We start from the raw sequence: 21,926 nt of genomic DNA on the forward strand, positions 1-21,926 counted from the left end.
AATGACCCAGTACAGCGACTACTTCGGCCCCGAGGGCCTGCGCGTCCGGGGCACGGTCCTCGTCGTCCCCGGCCGCGGCGAGACCCGGGCGACCTACGCCCGCTTCGGCAGACGGCTCGCCGCCGACGCCTACCGGGTCCGCGTGATCGACGCCCCCGACCTCGACGCCGGGGATCTGGACGGTCTCGCCGCCCGGCTCAACGACGCGGCCGAGGGCACGGCCGTAGAAGACGGTGTCGTACGGCCGCTCGTCCTCGTCGGCTCCGACTCGGGCGCCGCCGCGATCGCCGCGCTGCTCGGCCGGGCAGCCGGCGGTGAGCCCGACGCCGTAGTCCTCGCGGGCCTGCCCGGCCTGGCCCCCGGCACCTCCACCGCCGGAAGCTGGGACGAGGAGCTCGACGTCCGCACCTCCTGCCCCGCCCATCGGGGCGCCCTCACCCAGGACCCCGAGGTGCGGCGCGGCTCACTCGACGAGGCGATTCCGGAGGCCGTACTCACCGCCGCCTACGACAGCGAAGCCACCGTACCGGCCCTGCTGCTGGTCGGTGACGCCGATCCTCTCGCGGACCACGAGGCGCTCGCGCGGATCGCCAAGTCCCTTGCCAGCGCCCGGCTTTCGGTAGTTCACGGGGCTCACCACGATGTCCTCAACGACCTTCAGCACCGTTCGGTGGCCGCCGAGGTCGTCGCCTTCCTGGAGAACCTGCGCAACGAGCTGCGCCCGCTGATCACCGTGCGGTCGAGCGCTTGGTGAGCGCCTCTCCACCCGCTCGGAACGCCGTCTGAACCCGACCCCGGAAGGTCCCGTCATGGCCTCGATCCTGTCCGTCTCCGGAAGCCCCTCCCCCACTTCCCGCACCACCCGACTCCTGCGTCATCTGGACGACCGGCTCCGTCTCCAGGGCCATGACGTGACCCCACTGGACGTGCGCACCCTGCCCGCGCAGGCCTTGCTGGGCGCCGACTTCGGGCATCCGGCGATCGCCGCCGCCACGGCGCTGTTCGAGCAGGCGGACGGGGTGGTGATCGGTACTCCGGTCTACAAGGCCGCGTACTCGGGCCTGTTGAAGTCGCTGCTCGATCTGCTCCCGCAGTACGCGCTGACCGGCAAGACCGTGCTGCCGCTGGCGACGGGCGGCAGCACGGCCCATGTCCTGGCGATCGACTACGCGTTGCGGCCGGTGCTGAGCTCCATGGGGCCCTCGCACATCGTGCCGGGCTGGTTCACGCTCGACAAGGACATCACCGTCGGCGAGGACGGCACCCTGACCGTCGCATCCGCCTCGGCCACGGCGCTGGAGCAGGTCACGGATCACTTCTCCCATGCACTGGGCGGCCGTACGGCGGTGCTCGCGTCCACCGCGTGAACCGCGTCGGGGGCCGGCGCGCATATGGCAGTCATGTGTCAACTCCCCACGTCACGCTGGTTCTCCGGCACGGGCTGTGGTTCTCTCATTGCATGACCGTGCTCGTGACCCGCCGCCACGTGGACTACGTGCGTGTCACCAGCACGGGGTGTCCCGCCGTGAGCTGACGCTCCGCTCCGGCATCCGATCCCCCGCTTCACCAGCGCGCCGCGCCGTCCTCCGTCCTGCCCATTTCCGGTCCGGACGGCGGCCCCGCGGTCATTTAACGCACGCCCGCACCCCGCACGCTCCGCACAAGGGAGAACCATGAGCCAGCCCATCGACTCCGTCACCGCGGGTCACACCCCCGAGGACGAGCCCGCAGGTCCCGACACCTCGGCCTGGTCGTTCGAGACCAAGCAGGTCCACGCCGGTGCCGTACCGGACCCGACGACCGGGGCGCGGGCGACGCCGATCTACCAGACCAGTTCGTTCGTGTTCCGTGACACCCAGCATGCCGCGAACCTGTTCGCGCTGGCCGAGCCCGGCAACATCTACACCCGAATCCACAACCCCACCCAGGACGTCTTCGAGCAGCGCGTCGCCGCTTTGGAGGGTGGAGTCGCCGCGGTGGCTCTGGCCTCCGGGCAGGCCGCGGAGACCCTGGCCATCCTTACGCTGGCGTCCGCGGGCGACCACCTCGTCTCCAGTACGTCGCTGTACGGCGGCACGTACAACCTGTTCCGGCACACGCTGCCGAAGTTCGGCATCGAGGTGTCGTTCGTCGACGACCCCGACGACCTGGAGGCGTGGCGGGCGGCGATCCGCCCGAACACGAAGGCCCTGTTCGCCGAGACGCTCGGCAATCCGCGCGGCAACGTCCTCGACGTACGCGGGGTCGCCGATGTCGCGCACGCGGCGGGGGTGCCACTGATCGTCGACAACACAGTGCCGACCCCCTACCTCCTCCGGCCGATCGAGCACGGCGCCGACATCGTCGTCCACTCGGCGACGAAGTTCCTGGGCGGGCACGGCACCACGATCGGCGGTGTCGTGGTCGACGGCGGCACCTTCGACTTCGGCGCGCACGCGGAGCGCTTCCCCGACTTCAGCGAGCCGGACCCCAGTTACCACGGCCTGCGCTACTGGCCGGCGCTCGGCCCGGGCGCCTTCGCCATCAAGCTGCGCGTGCAGTTGCTGCGTGACCTGGGCCCCGCGATCGCACCGCACTCGGCGTTCCTGCTGCTCCAGGGCGTGGAGACGCTGAGCCTGCGCATCGAGCGGCACTCGTCCAACGCGCAGGCTTTGGCCGAGTGGTTGGAGCAGCGCGACGAGGTGGCCGCCGTCCACTACCCGGGGCTTGAGTCCAACAGGTGGTACGAGGCGGGGCAACGCTATCTTCCGCGCGGTGCCGGGGCGGTGCTGGCCTTCGAGCTGCGGGACGGAGTCGAGGCAGGCAAGCGGTTCGTGGACGCGGTCGAGCTGTTCAGTCATCTCGCCAACATCGGAGACGTACGCAGTCTCATCATCCACCCCGCTTCTACGACCCACAGTCAGCTGGACGAGGCGCAGTTGGCGGCGACCGGCACCTCGCCGGGGCTGGTGCGGCTGTCGGTCGGCATCGAGAACCTCGCGGATCTGAAGGCCGACCTGGAGGCCGGGTTCCGGGCGGCCAAGGGCGCGTCCTGAGCACCGTACCGACTCCGTCGGCGGTCCCCCTTCCGTCGGCCTCCGGGCCCTGGCGGGAGGGGGATCCGCCCGGGCGCCGTCAGTGGCACGCCCGGGAGAAGCCCCTCGCTCTGGAGGCGGGCGGTGAACTCCCGGGTGTGCGGCTGGCGTTCGAGACCTGGGGGCGGCTCGCGCCGGACCGCTCGAACGCCGTGCTGGTGCTGCACGCCCTCACCGGTGACAGTCATGTCGCCGGTCCCGCCGGGCCGGGGCATCCCGCCTCCGGCTGGTGGGACGCGCTCGTCGGACCCGGTCAAGTCCTCGACACGGAACGGTGGTTCGTCGTCGCGCCGAATGTGCTCGGCGGCTGTCAGGGCAGCACCGGGCCGTCCTCGCTCCGGTCCGACGGCCGGGCGTGGGGAGGCGGCTTCCCGTTCGTGACACAGCGCGACCAGGTCGCCGTAGAGGCCGGTCTCGCGGATGAACTGGGCATCGAGCGTTGGGCGTTGGTGGTCGGCGGGTCCATGGGTGGGATGCGGGCGCTGGAGTGGGCCGTGACATTTCCGGAGCGGACGGACGCGCTGCTGCTGCTCGCCACCACCGCTGCGGCGAGCGCCGAGCAGATCGCGTGGGCGAACATCCAGCTCCACGCCATCCGCTGCGACCCGCACTGGCACGGCGGTGACTACCACGACTCCGGCCGGGGTCCTCATGCTGGACTCGGCCTCGCCCGGCGCCTGGCCCATGTCACCTACCGCAGCGAACCGGAGTTGACGGCCCGCTTCGGTCGTGCGGCGCAGGGTGCGGAGGATCCGTGGAACGGCGGCCGGTACCAGGTCGAGTCCTATCTCGACCATCACGCCGCCAAGTTGGTGCGCCGTTTCGACGCGGGCAGTTACGTCACCCTCTCCGAGGCCATGAACAGCCATGACATCGGCCGCGACCGTGGTGGCACGCGTGCCGCGCTGCGCCGGGTGACCGCGAGGACCCTGGTCGCCGGAGTCGACTCCGACCGGCTCTATCCGCCGTACCAGCAGGCCGGGTTGGCGGCCGGGATCCCTTCCGCGGACCGTCTCCGGTCGATCGAGTCGCCGTACGGCCATGACGGGTTCCTGATCGAGACGGAGCAGGTGGCCGCGCTCGTCCGCGAACTCCTCGGCTAGCGGCCCGGGTTCACGGCTGCCCCAGTCCTGGCGTCGGCGTCTACCGGCGGCGCCAGGGCAACGCCTCCTGATCGCCCTGCGCGTCCTCCTCGCGATGGAGCGCCGCGTTGATCGCCTCGCCGATCTCCGCGAACTGGCGTACCTGCTCGCGTGTCAGCGCGTCGAAGACCGCGCGGCGTACGGCCTCGACGTGGCCGGGGGCCGCGCGCTCCAGGAACTCGCGGCCCTGCGCGGTGAGCGCGACGCGCTGGCTGCGCCGGTTCTCGGGGTCCTCGTAGCGGTCGAGGTAGCCGGCTTCCTGGAGGCGGGTCGCGGCGTGGGTCAGCCGGCTGCGGGTGATCTTGAGGCGCTCGGCCAGCTCCGACATGGTCAGGGTGGCCTGCGGAACCGAGGAGAGGTGGGCGAGCAGGATGTAGTCGGAGTGTGTCATCCCCGCGTCGCGCCGCAGCTGGCGGCTCAGATGGTCGGAGAGGAGGGTGGAGAACTCGACATAGGCGAGCCAGGCTCGCCGCTCCTCGGCATCCAGCCAGCGTGGCGTCGTGGTCATGGCGACACTTTAACCTCAGCCGTTTGAACCTTCAAACCAAACCTTCGAACCAAGAAAGAAATCACCTAGTGGACTAGACAATTGCGAACCAGACAATTAATGCCGCTGGAACCGCTGCGGGACGCTCAGGAATGCCACAGCTTCCGACATCCCCGAGAACCGGCCGGCTGCGGAAACTGATTTCCGTACCGTCGCCGACCGGCTTCGCGACTACTCAATTGTCATATGCCTCAAGGTGTTTATACCTCCAGGGTGGACTCAAGGCGCTTGAGGTTGTGCCTCGCCAGCGCCAGATTGCTGCGCTCCCGATCCAGCGCCAGATACAGGAAGAGCGAACCACGCGTGCTCGCCAGCGGCCTGATCAGGTGGTACTGCTGACCGAGAGTGATCAGGATGTCCTCAATGCGGTCGTTCACGTTGATGGACTTCAGTGTGCGCTGCTTCGCCCGCACGACCTCGGTGTTGCCCGCCCCCGCGACCTCCAGGTCCAGATGCGGACCGCCGCCCAACGCCCCCAGCGTCATGCCGCTCTCGTAGTCGACCAGGGACACCCCCAGGGCCCCGTCGATAGTCATCGCTTCCTTGAGTGTCGCCTCAATGTTCACGTGGTGCCTCGTTCCCCTCACCCCGGCAAGATTCAGCATCTCGCCACGAAAACGGTCCCAATGCGAACCGTGCGGGTATAAGACAACACCATCTTTGGTCAGAGTTGCGATAGTTGGCAAACAAAGTAGTCTGCTCGCCGGAGTGACTGAAGGGGGGACCTTTGTCATCGCTCGACGCCGTACTCAGCCGTGCCCTGAACTCACCCGGCATCAGCGGAGCCGCGGTACTCGATGCCGTCACCGGCCTCTCCTATGCGGAGTCGGGTGATGTGAGTGCCAGTCAGGACTCCTGCGAAATAGCGGAGATCGCCCGTACCCGCCTTGTTCGGGCAGGCGCGGAGGGGGAGTTGGAGAGCGTCATCGTGACCACCTCCACCCGGCATCTCGTGACGATCCAACTCCCGCGGCAGGGCGACCCCTTGCTGCTGTGCGCGACCGTCGACCGCGACCGCACCAACCTCACCTGGGCGCTGCGCGAACTGGGCCGGTACGCCGACGAGTTGCTGGCATGACGGTGGGGAGCGAGGTACCGCTCGCCGACTCCCGCAACATTCCCGCCCTGTTGGCGGCCCTGAGGACGCAACGGCGGTCCTGCACCGTGCTCGTGACCGGCACCCCGGGCGGCTCGATCCATGTGCGCGACGGGCTCGTGGTGGCCATGGAGACCCCTGGCGCGCCGGGCGTCGAGGGCTTGTTGCTCAGGTCGGGCCGGATCGGTGAGCCGGAGTGGTCGGCGGTCCGCGCCTCCGACACCAGCCATGAACACCTCGCCGCCGAGCTGGTGGACCGCGGGCTCGTCGGCGCCGGCGAGCTGGAGGTCTTCAGTCTGAGCGCGCTCTTCGACGCCGCCTTCGCGCTCTCCCTCGCCGTACCCGACAGCTGGGAGGTGACCGACCCCGTACCCACCCTGTACCGCAATGCCGGCGTCACCCCCGAGCGACTCCTCGGCGAGGTGTCCCGGCGGATCAACCTGCTTGCCGGTGAGCCCGGTTCGGTCGCCGCCCTCGCCCGCACCCGGATGCGACAGGCGTCCACCGCGGACCTCCCCGCAACCGTCGACAGGCTTCCGGCCCGGCACCAGGGCGTCCTGGCCGCCACGGACGGCCGCAGAACGGCGAGGGACATCGCCTTCGCCCTCGGCCGTGGTCTCTTCGCCGTCATGCTCGACCTACGACATCTGCTGGACCGCGGTCTCGTCCGACCGCACGCACCCGCGACGGACCGGCGGCCGAGCACGGCGGCGCGGATCGCGCCCGGCCCGGGATCACCTGCGCCGGCGCGGGTGGCGCCCTCCGCGCTCGATTCCGTATCGCTGTCGCTCCCCCGTCGCCTCCCCGGCCGGAACTCCGCGCCGACTCCCCGGCCCCACGACTGAACCGCCAGAACCGCCTTTCTCCCGGCCGCGTCCCCACCGCGCTCCCCTCCTGCCTCGTTTCCTGCCTCGTTGTCCCACCGCCTGCACGCAAACAGGAAGAAGACGCCATGAGCGATCCCGTGACCGACCTCCTCATCGCCCTGCGGGACAACGTGATGGGAGTCACCGAGACCACGCTGGCCACCAGCGACGGGCTCGTCGTGGCGAGCGACACGACCAAGACCCACCCCGAGTCCATGGCCGCGGTGGCCGCGGCGACCCTCTCTCTGGGCCACCGGCTCGCCGATCAGGGCGGCACCGGCCACCTCCGCGAGATCAGCGCGCGTTGCAGCACCGGCCATGTCATCGTGACGGCCGTCGGAGAGCGGGCACTGCTCGCCGTGGTCGCGGACGACGGCCTCGACCAGGCGGCGTTCCGGCGCGAGATCCCGGCCGTCACGGCGAAACTCCGCCGGCATCTCGACGAGGACGTGTAGCCGGGCGCGTCGAATGCGCCGGTCCCCGATCGACGTGAGAGTGGAAGCAGCAGCACCTCCACGACTCAGGAGCACCATCGTGACCGTGACCGCGGACCTTGCCATCTCCGTCGACGGCTACATCGCCGGCACCGGCGTGACCGTCGACAACCCGGGCGGCGACGGCGCCGAGCCGCTCTTCGAGTGGATCCACAGTCTGGCGAGCTGGCGGGAGCGCCAGGGCATGACCGGCGGGGAGGAGAACCGCGACTCCGCGTTGATGCGCGAGTGGTTCGACGCGACCGGAGCGGTGGTGATGGGGCGGATGATGTACGACACCGGGGAGGAGTTCTGGGGCGACAACCCGCCCTTCCGGACCCCGGTCTTCGTCCTCACCCACCGCCCCCGGCCGACCCTCGTCAAGGAGGACGGCACCACCTTCACGTTCGTCACCGAGGGCATCCACAGCGCGCTCGACCGGGCAGAGGCCGCCGCCGGTGGCCGCAACGTCGACATCGCGGGCGGGGCGAGCACGGTGCGGCAGTACCTCGCCGAGGGTCTCATCGACGAACTCCAACTGCACGTGGTGCCCGCTCTCCTCGGCGCGGGACTACGGCTCTTCGAGGGCCCGGGCGCGGGACCGTAGCGCGTCGAGCCGGTCAGGGTGGTCGAGACTCCCCTTGCCACGCACCTGAAGTACCGCTTCGGCAGGACCGAGGACTGACCCGTCGCGAGGGTGGTCACGCGGCCTCCTCCAACGCGATCGGGTCACCCACCCTGACCGTCCCGGCCTCCAGCACGTCCAGGTACACACCGAGGCACGAGAGCCGGCCGAGGTCGAACACCGGGATGCGGTGTTCCCGGGCGACCGCGCGCATGAGGCCCGGGTCCGGCGGGAGTTCGTCGTGGCCGAGGGTGGGGATCGCACAGCGCGGTGTGGGGACCAGTACGCGGAACAGCGCCTCGCCCACCCGCAGGCGCGAGCCCACCCAGTCGTCCTCCGGAAAGCCGGGTCCGCCAAGGGTGTTGACGACCAGGTTCGGCCGGAAGCGGCGCGCGTCGAAGTCGCCGGTGGGATACACGCTGCGCATCCGGTCGAGGGCGGCCGTGGTGACGAGATGGACCCGGCCGAAGTCGAAGAACGTGCCCGACGCGACTCCGCCCGTCGTGATGCTCTCCCCCGTCGCGTCGTCGACGGTCGCCGACTCCCGTACTACGTCCGGGACCCCGCCCTCGTACTCGGGCACGGCACGCTCCAGCCGGCTGTGCTCCGGTACGACGCCGGAGACGGACACCTGGCGGCCCAGCAGCTTGGACAACTCCGTGTCCAGGTCGGGGTCTTCGACCGGCAGGGCGGTGCCGTCCGGCAGGACGACCCGGACCACACCGGAGTCGTCGAGGCGGCTCCGGCAGCGCAGCAACTCGCCCCACTTCCGGGGGTGTTTGGCGCTGCCCACCGCGCCCGTCCCGTCGAGGACGGCGTAGACCCGGTCCCCGGACAGCCCGTTCTCCGTGACCGCGGCAGCGATCACGGCCTCACCCAACATCGACTTCACCGGATACCGGTACAGCGCCGTCACAGTCCCCATGGATCAACTATTGCCGATCCAACTACCGTCAGAGGGTGAGGAGTTCCTCGTAGAAACCGCCGAATCCCCGTTCGCGGTCGATGAGATGGATCTCCAGGATCCAGTGACAGGCACGGCCGGCCTTGTCGGTACGGCGCATGGGGGTGTCGTTCTCGGGGGTGACGTACGACTCGACGTGCGCGCCCTCGATCGTCTCGTGCGGGAACTCGCCGACCAGGTGCCCGGCGTGCCAGCCGCCCAGCTCCCAACCCGCCTTGTCGGCAAGGCGGGAGACCTCGGTGTAAAGGCGCGCGCCGGTGACGTCCGGGGTGTTCTCGAAGAAGCGCCGGCCGGCCGCGAACACCTTGGGCAGGTCGTCGCGCAGCCGGTGCTTGACCGGGTCGTCGCCGAGGACGAAGGTCCGGCCGAAGTCGGCCTCGTACTCCTCGAAGATCGGCCCGAAGTCGGCGAACACGATGTCGTCCGCGCCGATCACCCGGTCCGGCGGGTTCTCCTTGTACGGCGCGAGCGTGTTCGGTCCCGAGCGCACGATCCGCTTGTGCCAGTGCCGGGTCGTGCCGAACATCTCGTTCGCGAGGTCGCGAACCCGGTCGCTGACGGCCCGCTCCCCCTCGCCGGGCGCCACGAGCCCGCGCTCCTCGATCTCCGTGAAGAGCAGCGTGGCCTTGGCCTGAGCATCGAGCAGGCGGGCGGTCCGTGTGGGTTCGTCATCAGCCATGGGGCGAACCTAGGCCCGCTAGATCGTTGTCGGCAACGTGATTCGCTATGGGCCGGCTCACTCCACCGGCACCCTCGGATTTGCCAGGAGGAGGAGAACTCCCAGGTGGCGGATGCGACGGGGTCGGTGACGGGCGTGGCCGGAGCGGCTAGCTTGTGGACGCACAGGACGTAAGAAATCCGGCAATACATCCCTTTTCTCTGTGAGGCGTTCCGTCATGAGCTTGAGCATCCGCAACCAGATTCCCGGCACCGTCACCGCCGTCACGCCCGGCGCGGTGATGGCGACCGTGAAGGTGCGCCTCGACGGCGGCCAGGACCTCATCGCGGCGATCACGTTGGAGGCCGTGAAGGACCTGGGGCTCGCCGAGGGTACGGCCGTGCGCGCGATGATGAAGTCCACCGAGGTCGCGCTCGCCACGAGCCGGGTGGCGGGGGTGTCCATCCGCAACCAGCTGCCCGGCACGGTCAGCGATGTCGCCACCGGCGGCGCGATGGCCGTCGTGAAGGTCACGGTCGACGGCGGTGAGCTGACCGCGGCGATCACGAAAGACGCGGTCGGCGACCTCGGGCTGCGCACGGGTTCGCCGGTCGTCGCCCTGATCAAGTCGACCGAGGTGTCCCTGGCGACCGTCTGAGGGGCGAGGCGTGGTGGCCGGGATTCCGGTGCGGGGCGACGCGCGGACCCGCACCGGGACCCGGTTTCGGGCCCGTCCCGGGTGAGCGCCTACGCTGCTCGGGGAAGGCAGCCGTACCCCGGAGACCAGCGGAGAAGGGACGTCACCCGTGGCAAGCGACCGACAAGGCACAGTCGGGGCCGCCGACGCGTCCCGTCCCCTGCCACCAGGCCAGCGTCATGTGCACGGCTGGCCGGTGTCGCACTACGGGCCCGTCCCCCGGTTCCGTCCCGAGCGGTGGAACCTGCGCGTCCACGGCGCCACCGCCGACGGCGCCGAGCGCACCTGGGCGTTCGACGAACTCGCGCCCCTGTCGCATGTCACGGTCGTCGCCGACCTGCACTGCGCGTCCGGCCCGACCTCCACCGACCACGAGTGGTACGGCATCCCCGCGACCGCCGTCCTGGACCTGGTCCCGCCAGCGCCCGAGGTCACGCATGTCATGGCCTGGGCGGAGTACGGCTACTCCACCAACCTCCGCCTGGCCGACTTCACGGCCCCGCAGACCCTGCTGGCCACCCACCACAACGGTGAGCCCCTCACCGCCGAACACGGCTTCCCGCTGCGCCTGGTCGTGCCTCATCTGTACGGCTACAAGAGCCCCAAGTGGCTGCGCGCCATCGAATACCTCACCGAGGACCGGCGCGGCTTCTGGGAGGAGCGCGGCTACCACAACATCGCGGACCCGTGGAAAGAGCAGCGCTACTCCTACCAGGAGCAGGACGACGGGTCACACTCTCCCGGTAGTTGAACAGCCTCCCGGTCGCTGACCCGAAACCCGCGACACGGCCCGACGATCACGGCACGTAGCCTCGATCGCATGGTTACGCATCGATTCGTGGACGTGAACGGCATCCGGCTGCACATCGCCGAGCAGGGCGAGGGCCCCTTGGTGGTGCTCCTGCACGGCTTCCCGGAGTCGTGGCACTCCTGGCACCGGCAGATCGGCGCGCTGGCCGACGCGGGTTTCCGGGTGGTCGCCCCCGACCAGCGGGGATACGGCAGCAGCGATCATCCGGACGACGTCGACGCGTACACCATCTTCCACCTGGTCGGCGATGTCGTCGGTCTGATCCGGGAGTTGGGCGAGGAGAAGGCGTACGTCGTCGGGCACGACTGGGGCGCGCCGGTCGCCTGGCACACCGCGCTGCTTCGGCCGGACGTGGTGCTCGGGGTGGCCGGTCTGAGTGTGCCGCCGCCATTCCGGGGGAAGCGGCGGCCGATGGAGACGATGCAGGCGATCTTCGGCGGCCGCTTCTACTGGAACTACTTCGACCAACCGGGCGTCGCCGACGCCGAGTTCGCGCGGGACACCCGCACCACACTCCGCAAGTTCCTCTACTCCGCGTCCGCTGCCGCCTCTCCCTCCGGCGAGATCATGCAGCCGCTGGTCAACCCCGAGAAGGGCTGGATCGCGGCCATGAAGGACCCCGAGGTGCTGCCGGAGTGGCTCACCGAGGACGATCTCGACATGCTCACCGAGAGTTTCGCCCAGGGCTTCACCGGCGCCCTGAACTGGTACCGCAACCTCGACCGCAACTGGGACCTGACCGCGCCGTGGGACAAAGCCGTCGTCACCCGGCCCGCCCTGTACATCTTCGGCGACCGCGACCTCGTGCCCGCCTTCCCCGGATCGCGCGACGTCATCGACCGACTCCCGACCCTCATGCCCGGCCTGACCCGCCCGCCCATCGAACTGACCGACTGCGGACACTGGACCCAGCAGGAACGCCCCGCCGAGGTGAACGCGGCCCTCATCGAGTTCCTCACGAGCTGCGAGCGCGCCGCCGACGCCGGGCCGGGAACGGCCTCAGGCCCTTCGTGATCACCTCGGGCACAGCTCTCGCGGGCACTTTCTTCGGAGGGGCGGCCGGGGAAACCGTTCGCCCCGGTGCCGGCCGGCGAGAGATCCTCTGGCCATGGAGTTCCTCTGCCACCACCGCGACCGGCCCGGCTCCCTCGCACTGCGCACCGAACTCGTGGAGGACCACTGGTCCTACATGGACCGGTACGCGAAGGAGCTGATCGCCCGGGGCCCGACCCTCTCCGACGACGGCGACACCCCCACCGGAAGCGTGCACATCCTCGATCTGCCCGATCCGGCCGCCGCCCGCGCGTTCGCCTTCGACGAGCCGAACTACCAGGCGGGCGTGTACCGGGACGTACTGCTGCGCCGCTGGCGCAACCTGCTGGGCCGCACCATGTGGGACTTCCCCGGCGGCCGGACCGGCGGCAACCGGTACCTGGTGCTCGGCCTCGGCACCGGACAGGCCGTGGACCTGGCGCTGCCGCCCGGATCGGACGAACTGATCGCGTACGGACCGCTGTTGTCCGACGACGGCACCACCTGGCTCGGCACGGCCGCCTTGCTCCGGGCACCGGACCCGCAGACGGCACGCGCGGTGCTGACCCGGGACCGGTACGCCGACATCGAGGTGCACAACTGGCAGTTCGGCGGTCGGCCGTCCTGACCGGAGAGTCCGACAAAACAGCCTGCTGGGAGGTGCGGCCTCCCAGCAGCGAGGAAACCGGTCGTGGCAGCAGGGCCGGTCACCGGCGCATGCTGGCTGTTCGATGAACCACAACCATCCCCGAACGGGCCCCCTCACCGTCACCGTCCTCGTCTTCCCGGGCGTCCGACTGCTCGATGTGACCGGCCCGATCGAGGTGTTCGCGTCGGCCAACGAGTTCGGCGGACGCTATCGGGTGCGGGTCGTGTCCGAGGACGGCGCCGCGGTGATCACCTCCGCCGGAACCCGTATCGGCGCGGACCTCCCGGTCGACGACGTGCGCGAGCCCTACGACGTCCTCGTGGTCCCGGGCGGCCCGGAATGGGAGACGGCCATCAAGGACGACACGCTCCTCGATGCCGTACGACGACTGCACGGCATGGCCCGTTGTACGGCGTCGGTGTGCACCGGCGCGTTCCTGCTGGCCGCGGCGGGACTGCTGCGAGGGCGTCGAGCCGTGACGCACTGGCGGCAGTCCCGGCAACTGGCCGTGCGTTTCCCGTCCGTACGGGTCCAGCCGGACGCCATCTTCGTGCAGGACGGGCCGATGATGACCTCGGCGGGTGTCTCGGCCGGTATCGATCTCTCCTTGGCGCTCGTCGAGGAGCACTTCGGTGCGGAGGTCGCCCGGTCGGTCGCCAAGGACATGGTCGTCTTCATGCAACGACCGGGAGGACAGTCCCAGTTCAGCGTCCGCTCCCAGGTCCCGTACTCCCGTCAGGAGGCGCTGCGCCCGGTACTGGACGCGGTCGTCGCGAACCCCGGCGCCCCGCACACGCTGGCCGCCATGTCCCGCCGGGCGGGGGTCAGCGTCCGCCACATGAGCCGGCTCTTCGACGAAGAGGTGGGCACCACCCCGGCCCGGTATGTGGAGCGGGTCCGGCTGGAGGCGGCCCAGGTCCTGCTGGAGACCGGTGACGACTCCCTGCCGGTGGTGGCGCGCCGCACCGGGTTCGGCTCGGCCGAGTCGCTCCGCAGGGCGTTCGTACGGCACTTGGGGGTGACGCCGGGCGCGTTCCGGAGGAGCTTCCGGACGACCGGCACGGGGACAGTCACAGGTACACGCGTGGACACGGACACCGCTATGGCGAACACAGAACAGGACAGGCAGGCATGACCCCGAACGACCGACTCGACCTCGACCTCTCCAAGCCGGAGCTCATCGTCATCCCGTGCGGCAGCCGCAAACTGGACCATCCCGCGCGGGCCGCCGACCTGTACATCGGCTCGTACCACCGCGCCTGCCGCAAGGCTGCCGACGCGCTGCGGCCCGACCGGCTGCTGATCCTCTCCGCGCGGTACGGCCTGCTCGACCTCGACGACGTCGTCGAGCCGTACGACACCCGGCACGGTGCGACGGACGCCGTCGCGTCCCAACTCATCCTGGAACAGGCGACGTTGCGTGGCATCGTGCGCCTCGACCCCGTCGTCGCCCTCGGCGGCGCACGACACGTCAACCTGGTCCGCTCCGTCTGGCCGCACGCCCTCACCCCGCTGGCGGGGACCCGTGGCATGGGCGAGCAGATGGCCCGCCTCGCGGCGCTGCGTGAAGGTCACGTCAACTAGCCTGATTGTCAGGGTGAGTTGATCAGTTCTCGTGGTGCTCCAGATGCGACCGTCCGCGTGACGATGTGGCGCAGGGTGCGACCGCCCACGACGATCCAGGCCAGGACGAGCAGCGCGTAGAACACGACCGCGGGCCAGACGAACAGCACCGCGTCCGTGCGCGCCGCGAGGGTGCTGGTGGCGGTCACGAGCGCGCCGAACGGGAAGATGAACGACCACCAGGTGGGCGCGAACGGCAGCCCGGCGCGGAGCGTCCGTACGGTCAGGGCGGCGGCGAGCGCCAGCCACAGCAGGGCGAAACCCCACACCACGATGCCGCCCAGCAGCGCGAGGACCTCGGCGCCCCGGGCGTAGAGCGCGGGCAGGGTGCTCGGTGCGGCGGTGGCCAGCGCGCCGAGCGCCGTCACCGCCTGGCCGAGGGCCCCGAGGCCGATCCACACCGTGGGCACCATGGCGCCGGTGGGCGCGTCGTGGTGCACGAGGCGGCCGTAGAGGATGGTCAGCACGAGTAGTGCGGCGACCAGGCCTAGGCCGAGCATCGCGTAGCAGCCGAGGAGGAGGGTGAGCCGGAGTTGGCCGGGTGGGGTGTGGGGGACCAGCAGGGCGCCGGTCGCGGCGGAGACCATCGGGGGCACGACCGGCATCAGCCAGCCGCCGAACGCCGCGTCCGGCGCGAAGCGGTGCCGGGTGACCATCAGATACGGCACCGTGCAGGCGGTGGCGAGGCCGAGCACGGTACCGAGCGACCACAGCACCCGGTCCACGTCCAGCGCGGCGTCGAACCCGATCACCCCGCGCCCGAGCAGCAGCGCCCCGGCACCGACCGTGAGCAGGGCCATCGGCGGTGCGCCGAAGAACTGGGCCACGACGGGATCCGCAGCGTGCGAGCGCAGCGCCGCCCGATCCCGGTCCCGGAGCCAGCCGACGGCCAGCACGACCAGCAGCAGTACGGCGCCCGCCCAGACCACCGTGGCGGCGGTCCGCAGCCCGGGGAGGTTCCGCGGGAGGGTGACCGCCGCGTTGGCGACGATGCCGGTGCCCATCACGGCCGCGAACCAGCTGGGGCTGAGCGGTGGACGCGGCGTGCTGGGGGTCGTGGGCGCCAGGGAGGGGGTGGAGGAGGAGCGGATCATGGCCCCAACGTAGGTCCGGGGCCAGGCCGCGCTGTCGGTTATGTCCTGATGCAAGGGTGTCGTGGCAGATAGCGAGGGGATCCCGTCCCCCGTGGTCACTCCCGCGCGTCCGCCTGGTCGGGCCGCGGTGACGGTAGCGGCGGGGAGGTGAACGTGGTGTTCGAGAAGTCGCGGCCCTGGAGAACCGGGGCGTGGTAAATGCCGCCGCTGATCGTGTTGTTGACCGTGCCGTCGCCCGTGCGGACCAGCCTGGCCTGCTCGTGCCAGGCGGTCAGGGCGGTGGCGAAGTCGGGGTCCAGTGCCGCGCGTACGGCCAGGGCCGTGCTCAGCGCGTGGGCCCGGGTCCCGTCACCGGGAGCCTGCTGCAGGCGCACCAGTTCGTCCTCGCCCGGAACCGGCCCGCCCTCCCTGTCGTCGCCGCGGTGGAACGGGCGCCGTACGAGCGCCGTGAGTCCCGCCCACACCTGTCGTCCCACCTCGCCGCCCGCACCGCCGGCGAGCGACGCGAGCAGTCCTACCGACACCGGGTCCATCTGGCACCATCCTTGACGGGGCGTCACCACTCCTGCGTGAAGGGGAACGCCTGGCGGGGTGTGCCGGTTCCCGTCGGTCATGAAGTGCCGGGTATGGCGCGTACGTAGAGGCGTACGAGTGCGCGCATGCGCCAACTGTCCGGCGTCGTACCGGACTCGATCAGATGCAGCAGCGACGTGAGCCGGTCGCGGACGACGCCCTCGGGTTCCGCGCAGAGTGCGGCGAGTGTCGGTGTGGTCGTCTCGGGTTCGTCGGTGAGGGCGAGCAGCCGCAGCAACCGGACCTGTGCCGGGTCCAGGCGGGCGTGGGCGGTGTCGAGGCGGGTGTGCAAGTTCTGGTCGGGATAGACGAGTTCGGCGAGGCGGGTGCGCGGGTCGGCGAGATCGGCGGCCAGTGTCGCGAGCGGGCGGTGCGGGCCCTCGGCGAGCAGTACCGCGGCGGTGCGCAGGGCGAGCGTGTCGTCGTACCGCAGCGCCTCCAACCGGGCCTTCTCATCGGCCAGTTCGTCCGCCATCCGGGCGAGTCCGTGACACGGGTGTCGTCCGGACGAGCCAGCCGCAGGATGCTGTCGAGGAGCCTGACCGCATCGTTCATGGGAAGAATGTCCAGGTCCAGCAGACGGGCGTTCACTACCGAGGGTGTGCCGGGACGTCACGACGGCGCCCGTAGCACCGTCCGCGGGCAGCAGGGCCCTGACCTGTTCGCGGGTGGCGGCGTTGTCGATCACCACGAGGATGCGGCGCCCCTGCCGCGCGTACGAGGCGAGGATCGAGGTGTAGAGCCGCTGTCGGTCCTGGACGCCGTGCGGGATGTGCTCGCCGGGCACACCGAGCGCCCTGAGGAATCCCTCCAGTGCCTGGGCGGGCTCGACGCGGCGGGCGTCGTCGTAGCCGAACAGGTCGACGAAGAGCACGCCGCCCGGGAACCAGCCTTTGTCCCGGGCGGTGCGGGCCTACTGGAGTGCCGGCTCGGTCTTGCCGACTCCGGCCAGGCCGCCGACCGCGGTGACGATCACGACCGGGCCGCCCGCCCTGCCGGCCGATGCTCCGGCGGCCGGGTCCAACCGGCCCAGCAGGACGCCGAGATGGGGATCGCGGCCGACGAACACGGGGGAAGCGGGCGGGAGTCCGTGCAGCGCCGGCGATATCTGCGGCGGCAACTCGATCTTGATGCGGCGGCCTTGGACGACGGTGGAGAAGAACACACCGTTGGAGATGCTGTTGCTGATTCCGGTCACGCTCATCGCGCATGCCGCCCTTGCGGATTCGGATGGTGCTGCTGCTCGCGCCTCGTGCCGGCCGCCGATCGCGGCCGGGCCGCGCGCCTGCCCCGCTCGCGCGGGGGCGCCCTGTTCCACGTGATGCCCAGGCTGAGAATGCCCTCTGGAGTGTGGCCGGAACTGTAGGGGCACCCACCTGGTGCGTGCGCACCGCGTGAACCGATGTGTCCGGGGTAGGAAAGGGGCTCGGACGTGGCCGGACGGGCGGTCGCTCCTTGTGGTGAAGGGACGGTTGGGACATGACGTTGGAGCAGGCCGCCGAGGACGTGGTGGACGCGGTCGTCGTGGACGACGGACGGCTGCTGCTCGTGGAGGCGCAAGGCGGTTGGAGCCTGCCGTCCGGCGTTCCCGAGGAGGCCGAGACGGCGCAGGCCACCGCCGCGCGCGCGGTGTACGAACTCACCGGTTATCTCGTGGACGGCACGAGCCTGCTGGAATCCGAGTCCGGGGGCACATCGGCCGTGGTGTGCCAGTTGTTGAGCGACGACCCGTCGGGGGAGGCTCAGCTCACCGCGGGGCAGGTCCGCTGGGCACCGTTCGGCGAGGCCATCGCCACCGGGCTGCCGGCATCGGTGCGCACCTACCTGGAGGGCCATACGCCCGTTTAGGAAACACCGACTCCCGCGGGTGGTACCACTGGTACCGTGGACGTCATGCCGAACACGCCGAAAGCCATGAACCTCCGCTTCCGAGACCCCCGGCAGCGCGCGGCCATCGAGGCCGCAGCCAAGCAGGCCGGGGTCAGTCTGCAGGAGTACATCCTCTCGGCCGCGTACGCGCGCGCGACGGCCGTCGAGGAGCGGTTCCTTGAGGGCTTCAAGGCATCCATGGCGCGCAGCGGCTCGGCGTTCGCAGCCGAGGCCGACAGCGTCGATCCCGGCGCCGAGCAGCGGACGGCCGAGGCGGACGCCCTTCGTGAACTCGAGCGCCAGGAGCAGGGGCACGCCGCGTGACCCAGCCCGAACCACCGCACACGCTGGACGTCACCTTCCTGCTGCATGCCGCCGAGCTGCTCGACCGTGATCCCCAGGTCGACGACTACGGCCCGCTCTACGCCGCCGCCGCCCGGGTCGACGCCCGCGCGATGGAGCGCGACATCTACGGGTCGCTGCATCTCAAGGCCGCCGCGCTCCTCCAGACCCTGGCGAAGCTGCCGTGCCTGGAACACTCCAACGAAGCCTTCGCCTGGCACGCCACCGAGGCCTATCTGATCCTCAACGAGCGCCGCCTCGACTACCCGCCCAAGGCCGCCGTGGCGCTCGTCCGCGACGCCGCCTCCGGGGAACTGGGTCTCCCCCGGATCGCCCGTCAGCTGCGCGACTGGACCACCGCCTGAGCGCGTGAGGCCTGCGGGGTTCTAGGCCGTCGCCTTCCGGATGCGCGCGAGCAGGCTCCGCAGCTGGGCCCGGTCCTCCACGTCCAGCTCGGCGGTCGCCTCCGCGAGCGCGAGGCCGTCGACCTCTTCCGCCTCGCGGTGGCACGCGCGGCCCTTGTCGGTGAGGCGCAGCAGGAACGCGCGGCGGTCGTGCGGATGGCGTACGCGCTCCACCAGACCGTCGCGCTCCAGGCTGTCGACGATGCTGGTCGTGGTCCGTGCCGCGACGCCGGTCATCTCGCTCAAGTCCCGCATACGCAGAGGCTGTTCGGTCCGCGCGAGCATCCGCAGGGCACGCAGCCGCGCGACCGAGGCCCCGCCCGCGCGCAGCCGGGTCTCCACGAACTGGCGCAGCTGGTGCGTCGTTTCATAGAGCTCGTCGACCAGGATGTCGCTGCTGCCGTGCACTGCCATGGCGTTCCCCGTTCCGTGGTGAGGGCCGATTGTACGAGCCCCGGCCGGTAGCAATGAGCCATCACATAGTGAGTATGCTCAGCATGTGCTGCCGTTCCGACGCCCTCCCGTCCCTCCCGTCCCCCCTGTTGCCTCCGAGGCCCGAATACGCCTCCGTCTCCGCCCCAGTCAGCGTCTCGTCGTCCCCGTCATGTGCGTCTGCGTAACGTTCATCGCGATCGTCGACGGGGCGATCACGACCGTGGCGCTCCCCTCGATCGCCCGCCAGTTCCAGCTGACGACCGCCGCCCTGGACGGGGTGGTCGTCGTCTACCCCGTCTGTCTGGCCATGGCCATCCCCGCCTCCGCCTGGCTGGTCGAACGGCTCGGCGCCAAGCGCGTGCTGCTCACCGCGCTCGGCGCCTTCCTCATCTCGTCGCTGCTGTGCGGCGCGGCGGCCGACCTCGGTCAGCTCATCGCCGCCCGGGCGGTGCAGGGCCTGTCCGCCGGACTGCTCTTCCCTGCCGCTTCCTCGCTGCTCTACAGCACCTTCAACTCCTGGGAGCAGGTGCGGATCTCGCGGTACATGATCGTCCCGCAGCAGATCGCCCCGGCTGTCGCCCCGATGCTCGGCGGCCTGCTGGTGGACCACCTGTCGTGGCGTTGGGTGTTCTACGTGAACCTGCCGCTGGGCCTGCCCGCCGTGGTGTTCGGGGCTCTCTTCCTCGCCGGACACCGCGGCCACCGGCCCGGCCGCTTCGACCTCACCGGGCTGCTGCTCAGCGCGGCGGCGCTGGGCGGCGTGATGTTCGGTGTCTGCGAGGGCCCCAACCGCGGCTGGTCCTCCCCCTCCGTCGTCACCGCTCTCGTCCTGGGCGCGGTCCTGCTCGCCGCCGCCGTCGTCTTCGAACTGCGGGTCGCCGAGCCGTTGTTGAAGCTGCGGCTCTTCGCGGACCGGCTCTTCCGGGACACCAATCTGATCAATCTGGTGGGCCTGGTGCCGATCCTCGGCGCGATGTATCTCGGTCCGCTCTTCCTCCAGCAGGGACAGGGCCGCTCCGCGCTGGAATCCGGCACGAGCACGTTCCCCGAGGCTTTCGGCGTCCTGCTGACCGTGCAGATCGCCGGGATTCTCTACTCCAGGGTCGGCCCCCGGATCATCATCGGCTCGGGCCTGGCCATGGTGAGCGCCGTCCTGCTGCTCCTCGCCACCTGCGACCAGGACACCGGCCTGTGGACCTTCCGCGGCTACATGTTCCTGCTCGGGATCGGCATGGGCGGGGTCTTCATGCCGACCACGGTGGCCTCGCTGGCGACCCTCTCCCGCAAGGACCTGGCCCAGGCCTCCACGCTCAACACGGTCGTACGGCAGACCGGCGGCGCCTTCGCACCGGCGGCGGTGACCACGGCCCTGGTCCTGAGCACCCCCACGGCAGCCGCGGCGAACCCGCCCGTCTCCGCCTACCAGCACGCCTACTTGACCCTGGCCGCCCTCGCGGCGGCGACCGCCGTCTTCGCCTTCACGATCCCCGACGGCCCGGCCCGCGCCGCGGCGCGCCGCACCACCGCGTCGGGCGGCACCGCTCCACTGCGGCGCCGGCATGAAGAGGCGCACTGAAGCCTGTTCCGGAGGGCCGTGGTCGAGATGGCGCCGACCACGGCTCTCAGGGCACGACCGGCGAAACCGACCAGGAATCCCGGGAGTTGAGCACAGCGGTCGTGCACCCGGCGAGCCGCTTGTACCCCTGGGAGACGGCCGTCGCCTGCTCCACGGGCACCGGGCCGCCGGCCTCCTCGGCCAGGGCGATGATCTTCTCCGGGCCCAACTCACGGTTGGCCAGCACCAGTTGGTTCAGCGGTTCGCGGCGCAGGTTCTCGTACCACTCCAGGGCCCGTACCGGATCGTCGTGCTGCGAAAGCGTCCAGGCCAGGACCCGCGCGTCGACGATCGACTGGGAGCCGCCGTTCATGCCCATCGGGTACATGGGGTGGGCGGCGTCGCCGACCAGGGTCACCCGGCCGAAACTCCAGCGCGGCAGCGGGTCCCGGTCCACCATCGGGTACTCGTAGATGTCGGTGGAGCCGCGGATCAGTTCGGGCAGATCGACCCAGGGCAGGTCCCATCCGGCCAGCTCGGCCAGCGCCTCGGCCGTCGGGATCGGGCGGTGGGAGCGGTCCGGATCCTCACCGGGTTCCGGCCGACGGGCCACCTCCAACACCCAGTTCATCGACGTGGGGCCGCCCTCGATCGCCGGGTCCGCGACCGGATAGGCGACGAACTTGTCCCCGGGGCGACCGCCGGCCACCACGATCGCGCGCCCGCCGAGGATGTGCGGGTGCCGGCTCAGGCCCCGCCACATCTGCACGCCGTTCCCACGTGGGGGCCCTTCGCCGGGATGGAGTTGGGCCCGCAGCCGGGAGTCGATGCCGTCGGCGCCGACGAGGACATCGGCCTCGATCACGACGGACGCACCGGTGCGTCGGTCCACGAAGTGCGCTGTCACGCCCGGCACTTGATGCCCAGAAGGCCCCTGGCTCTCAAAACGCCCTTGGTTCTCAAAGCGCTCGAAGGCCATGCCGGTGCGCACGGCGTCGGGTCCGATGCGAGTGCGGACCGCGTCCAGCAGCAGCATCTGCAACTCGCCCCGGTGAACGGAGTATTGGGGCCACCGGTAACCGGCCGCCACACCTAGAGGCTCCTCCCAGATCTCGCGTCCCTGACGGTCGCAGTAGACCAGCCGTTCCGGCGGCAGCGCGATGGCGTCCAGGGCGTCACCGAGGCCGAGTTCGGTGAGTTCACGTACGGCGTGGGGCAGCAGGTTGATGCCGACGCCGACCGCGTGCAGTTCGCGAGCGGACTCGCAGACGAGCGGCGTCATCCCCGCGGCGTGCAGGCTCAGGGCGGTGACGAGACCGGCGACTCCGCCGCCCACCACGACGATCTTCACGTGTTCTCCCTTGTGTTCAGGGTCCGACGGCCGACGGTGTTTCGCG

28 protein-coding genes are annotated in these 21,926 nt (G+C 70.6%); 18 read left to right on the forward strand and 10 right to left on the reverse strand.

What is annotated here, in order from left to right:
* Nucleotide 1 precedes the first annotated feature (1 nt).
* From OG588_RS00520 to OG588_RS00535, 4 genes are all read left to right on the forward strand, one after another.
* Complete coding sequence (locus tag OG588_RS00520; RefSeq protein ID WP_405945509.1) at nt 2-754, forward strand: alpha/beta hydrolase; 753 nt, start codon at nt 2-4, stop codon at nt 752-754.
* 55 nt (nt 755-809) lie between these two features.
* Nucleotides 810-1,367 (forward strand): NADPH-dependent FMN reductase, encoded by a 558-nt coding sequence (ssuE, locus tag OG588_RS00525; RefSeq protein ID WP_405945510.1) that lies wholly within the window; start codon nt 810-812, stop codon nt 1,365-1,367.
* Nucleotides 1,368-1,673: 306 nt separating this feature from the next.
* Nucleotides 1,674-3,035 carry a bifunctional o-acetylhomoserine/o-acetylserine sulfhydrylase gene (locus OG588_RS00530; RefSeq protein ID WP_405945511.1) on the forward strand — a complete coding sequence of 454 codons (1,362 nt, stop codon included), beginning with the start codon at nt 1,674-1,676 and terminating at the stop codon, nt 3,033-3,035.
* Nucleotides 3,032-4,177, forward strand: coding sequence for a homoserine O-acetyltransferase (locus tag OG588_RS00535; RefSeq protein ID WP_405953031.1), 1,146 nt, complete (start codon nt 3,032-3,034; stop codon nt 4,175-4,177). Before OG588_RS00530 ends, OG588_RS00535 begins: the two co-directional genes overlap by 4 nt.
* Before the next feature lie 40 nt (nt 4,178-4,217).
* On the opposite strand, the gene OG588_RS00540 is transcribed toward OG588_RS00535, so the two are convergent.
* Complete coding sequence (locus OG588_RS00540; protein ID WP_405945512.1) at nt 4,218-4,724, reverse strand: MarR family winged helix-turn-helix transcriptional regulator; 507 nt, start codon at nt 4,722-4,724, stop codon at nt 4,218-4,220.
* Between the two features lie 239 nt (nt 4,725-4,963).
* Entirely contained in the window at nt 4,964-5,329 is a 366-nt protein-coding gene (locus OG588_RS00545; protein WP_405945513.1) for a hypothetical protein, read from the reverse strand.
* 161 nt (nt 5,330-5,490) lie between these two features.
* Between OG588_RS00545 and OG588_RS00550 the strand changes: the two genes are divergently transcribed.
* The 4 genes from OG588_RS00550 (at nt 5,491) to OG588_RS00565 (ending at nt 7,805) form a co-directional block, all read left to right on the forward strand.
* Entirely contained in the window at nt 5,491-5,841 is a 351-nt protein-coding gene (locus OG588_RS00550; protein ID WP_405945514.1) for a hypothetical protein, read from the forward strand.
* Nucleotides 5,838-6,704: a hypothetical protein gene (locus OG588_RS00555; RefSeq protein WP_405945515.1), complete on the forward strand. Its 867-nt coding sequence runs from the start codon at nt 5,838-5,840 to the stop codon at nt 6,702-6,704. Before OG588_RS00550 ends, OG588_RS00555 begins: the two co-directional genes overlap by 4 nt.
* 107 nt (nt 6,705-6,811) lie before the next feature.
* Nucleotides 6,812-7,180 (forward strand): roadblock/LC7 domain-containing protein, encoded by a 369-nt coding sequence (locus OG588_RS00560; protein ID WP_317773442.1) that lies wholly within the window; start codon nt 6,812-6,814, stop codon nt 7,178-7,180.
* Between the two features lie 79 nt (nt 7,181-7,259).
* A complete protein-coding gene (locus OG588_RS00565; protein WP_405945516.1) occupies nt 7,260-7,805 on the forward strand; it encodes a dihydrofolate reductase family protein in 546 nt (181 codons plus the stop codon).
* A gap of 94 nt (nt 7,806-7,899) precedes the next feature.
* Here OG588_RS00565 and OG588_RS00570 read toward each other — a convergent pair whose 3' ends face one another.
* Both OG588_RS00570 and OG588_RS00575 read right to left on the reverse strand, forming a co-directional pair.
* Nucleotides 7,900-8,748, reverse strand: coding sequence for an MOSC domain-containing protein (locus OG588_RS00570; protein ID WP_405945517.1), 849 nt, complete (start codon nt 8,746-8,748; stop codon nt 7,900-7,902).
* Nucleotides 8,749-8,776: 28 nt separating this feature from the next.
* Nucleotides 8,777-9,466 (reverse strand): M24 family metallopeptidase, encoded by a 690-nt coding sequence (locus OG588_RS00575; protein WP_405945518.1) that lies wholly within the window; start codon nt 9,464-9,466, stop codon nt 8,777-8,779.
* A gap of 217 nt (nt 9,467-9,683) precedes the next feature.
* Between OG588_RS00575 and OG588_RS00580 the strand changes: the two genes are divergently transcribed.
* From OG588_RS00580 to OG588_RS00605, 6 genes are all read left to right on the forward strand, one after another.
* The gene (locus OG588_RS00580) at nt 9,684-10,103 is read left to right on the forward strand and encodes a molybdopterin-binding protein (protein WP_405945519.1); all 420 of its coding nucleotides are present in this window, start codon (nt 9,684-9,686) and stop codon (nt 10,101-10,103) included.
* A gap of 148 nt (nt 10,104-10,251) precedes the next feature.
* A complete protein-coding gene (locus OG588_RS00585; protein ID WP_405945520.1) occupies nt 10,252-10,893 on the forward strand; it encodes a molybdopterin-dependent oxidoreductase in 642 nt (213 codons plus the stop codon).
* 69 nt (nt 10,894-10,962) lie between these two features.
* Entirely contained in the window at nt 10,963-11,967 is a 1,005-nt protein-coding gene (locus tag OG588_RS00590; RefSeq protein WP_405945521.1) for an alpha/beta fold hydrolase, read from the forward strand.
* A gap of 94 nt (nt 11,968-12,061) precedes the next feature.
* The gene (locus tag OG588_RS00595; RefSeq protein ID WP_405945522.1) at nt 12,062-12,613 is read left to right on the forward strand and encodes a YciI family protein; all 552 of its coding nucleotides are present in this window, start codon (nt 12,062-12,064) and stop codon (nt 12,611-12,613) included.
* 103 nt (nt 12,614-12,716) lie between these two features.
* On the forward strand, nt 12,717-13,769 hold the full coding sequence (locus OG588_RS00600; protein ID WP_405945523.1) for a GlxA family transcriptional regulator: 1,053 nt from the start codon (nt 12,717-12,719) through the stop codon (nt 13,767-13,769).
* A complete protein-coding gene (locus OG588_RS00605; protein WP_405945524.1) occupies nt 13,766-14,218 on the forward strand; it encodes a DUF6884 domain-containing protein in 453 nt (150 codons plus the stop codon). The genes OG588_RS00600 and OG588_RS00605 overlap by 4 nt, the downstream gene beginning before the upstream one ends.
* A gap of 8 nt (nt 14,219-14,226) precedes the next feature.
* Here the strand turns inward: OG588_RS00605 and OG588_RS00610 are convergent, their stop codons facing one another.
* From OG588_RS00610 to OG588_RS00625, 4 genes are all read right to left on the reverse strand, one after another.
* A complete protein-coding gene (locus OG588_RS00610) occupies nt 14,227-15,351 on the reverse strand; it encodes a TDT family transporter (protein ID WP_405945525.1) in 1,125 nt (374 codons plus the stop codon).
* Nucleotides 15,352-15,446: 95 nt separating this feature from the next.
* Nucleotides 15,447-15,884 (reverse strand): hypothetical protein, encoded by a 438-nt coding sequence (locus OG588_RS00615; protein WP_405945526.1) that lies wholly within the window; start codon nt 15,882-15,884, stop codon nt 15,447-15,449.
* A 77-nt stretch (nt 15,885-15,961) separates the two neighbouring features.
* Nucleotides 15,962-16,798 (reverse strand): hypothetical protein, encoded by an 837-nt coding sequence (locus OG588_RS00620; RefSeq protein WP_405945527.1) that lies wholly within the window; start codon nt 16,796-16,798, stop codon nt 15,962-15,964.
* Between the two features lie 39 nt (nt 16,799-16,837).
* The gene (locus tag OG588_RS00625; protein ID WP_405945528.1) at nt 16,838-17,128 is read right to left on the reverse strand and encodes a hypothetical protein; all 291 of its coding nucleotides are present in this window, start codon (nt 17,126-17,128) and stop codon (nt 16,838-16,840) included.
* Between the two features lie 275 nt (nt 17,129-17,403).
* Here OG588_RS00625 and OG588_RS00630 point away from each other — a divergent pair, with 275 nt between their 5' ends.
* Genes OG588_RS00630 through OG588_RS00640 form a run of 3 tightly spaced genes read left to right on the forward strand, consistent with a single transcriptional unit; the run spans nt 17,404 to nt 18,500 of the window.
* On the forward strand, nt 17,404-17,772 hold the full coding sequence (locus tag OG588_RS00630; protein WP_405945529.1) for an NUDIX domain-containing protein: 369 nt from the start codon (nt 17,404-17,406) through the stop codon (nt 17,770-17,772).
* Nucleotides 17,773-17,817: 45 nt separating this feature from the next.
* Nucleotides 17,818-18,117 (forward strand): DUF1778 domain-containing protein, encoded by a 300-nt coding sequence (locus OG588_RS00635; protein WP_405945530.1) that lies wholly within the window; start codon nt 17,818-17,820, stop codon nt 18,115-18,117.
* A complete protein-coding gene (locus OG588_RS00640; protein WP_019063554.1) occupies nt 18,114-18,500 on the forward strand; it encodes a toxin Fic in 387 nt (128 codons plus the stop codon). Before OG588_RS00635 ends, OG588_RS00640 begins: the two co-directional genes overlap by 4 nt.
* 21 nt (nt 18,501-18,521) lie before the next feature.
* Here the strand turns inward: OG588_RS00640 and OG588_RS00645 are convergent, their stop codons facing one another.
* On the reverse strand, nt 18,522-18,953 hold the full coding sequence (locus OG588_RS00645) for a MarR family winged helix-turn-helix transcriptional regulator (RefSeq protein WP_405945531.1): 432 nt from the start codon (nt 18,951-18,953) through the stop codon (nt 18,522-18,524).
* A 190-nt stretch (nt 18,954-19,143) separates the two neighbouring features.
* On the opposite strand from OG588_RS00645, the gene OG588_RS00650 reads away from it, so the two are divergent.
* Entirely contained in the window at nt 19,144-20,550 is a 1,407-nt protein-coding gene (locus tag OG588_RS00650) for a DHA2 family efflux MFS transporter permease subunit (protein ID WP_405945532.1), read from the forward strand.
* Between the two features lie 46 nt (nt 20,551-20,596).
* On the opposite strand, the gene OG588_RS00655 is transcribed toward OG588_RS00650, so the two are convergent.
* A complete protein-coding gene (locus OG588_RS00655) occupies nt 20,597-21,880 on the reverse strand; it encodes an FAD-dependent monooxygenase (RefSeq protein WP_405945533.1) in 1,284 nt (427 codons plus the stop codon).
* Nucleotides 21,881-21,926 lie beyond the last annotated feature (46 nt).

It is taken from the genome of Streptomyces prunicolor (assembly GCF_045162825.1).
GTDB lineage: Bacteria > Actinomycetota > Actinomycetes > Streptomycetales > Streptomycetaceae > Streptomyces > Streptomyces prunicolor.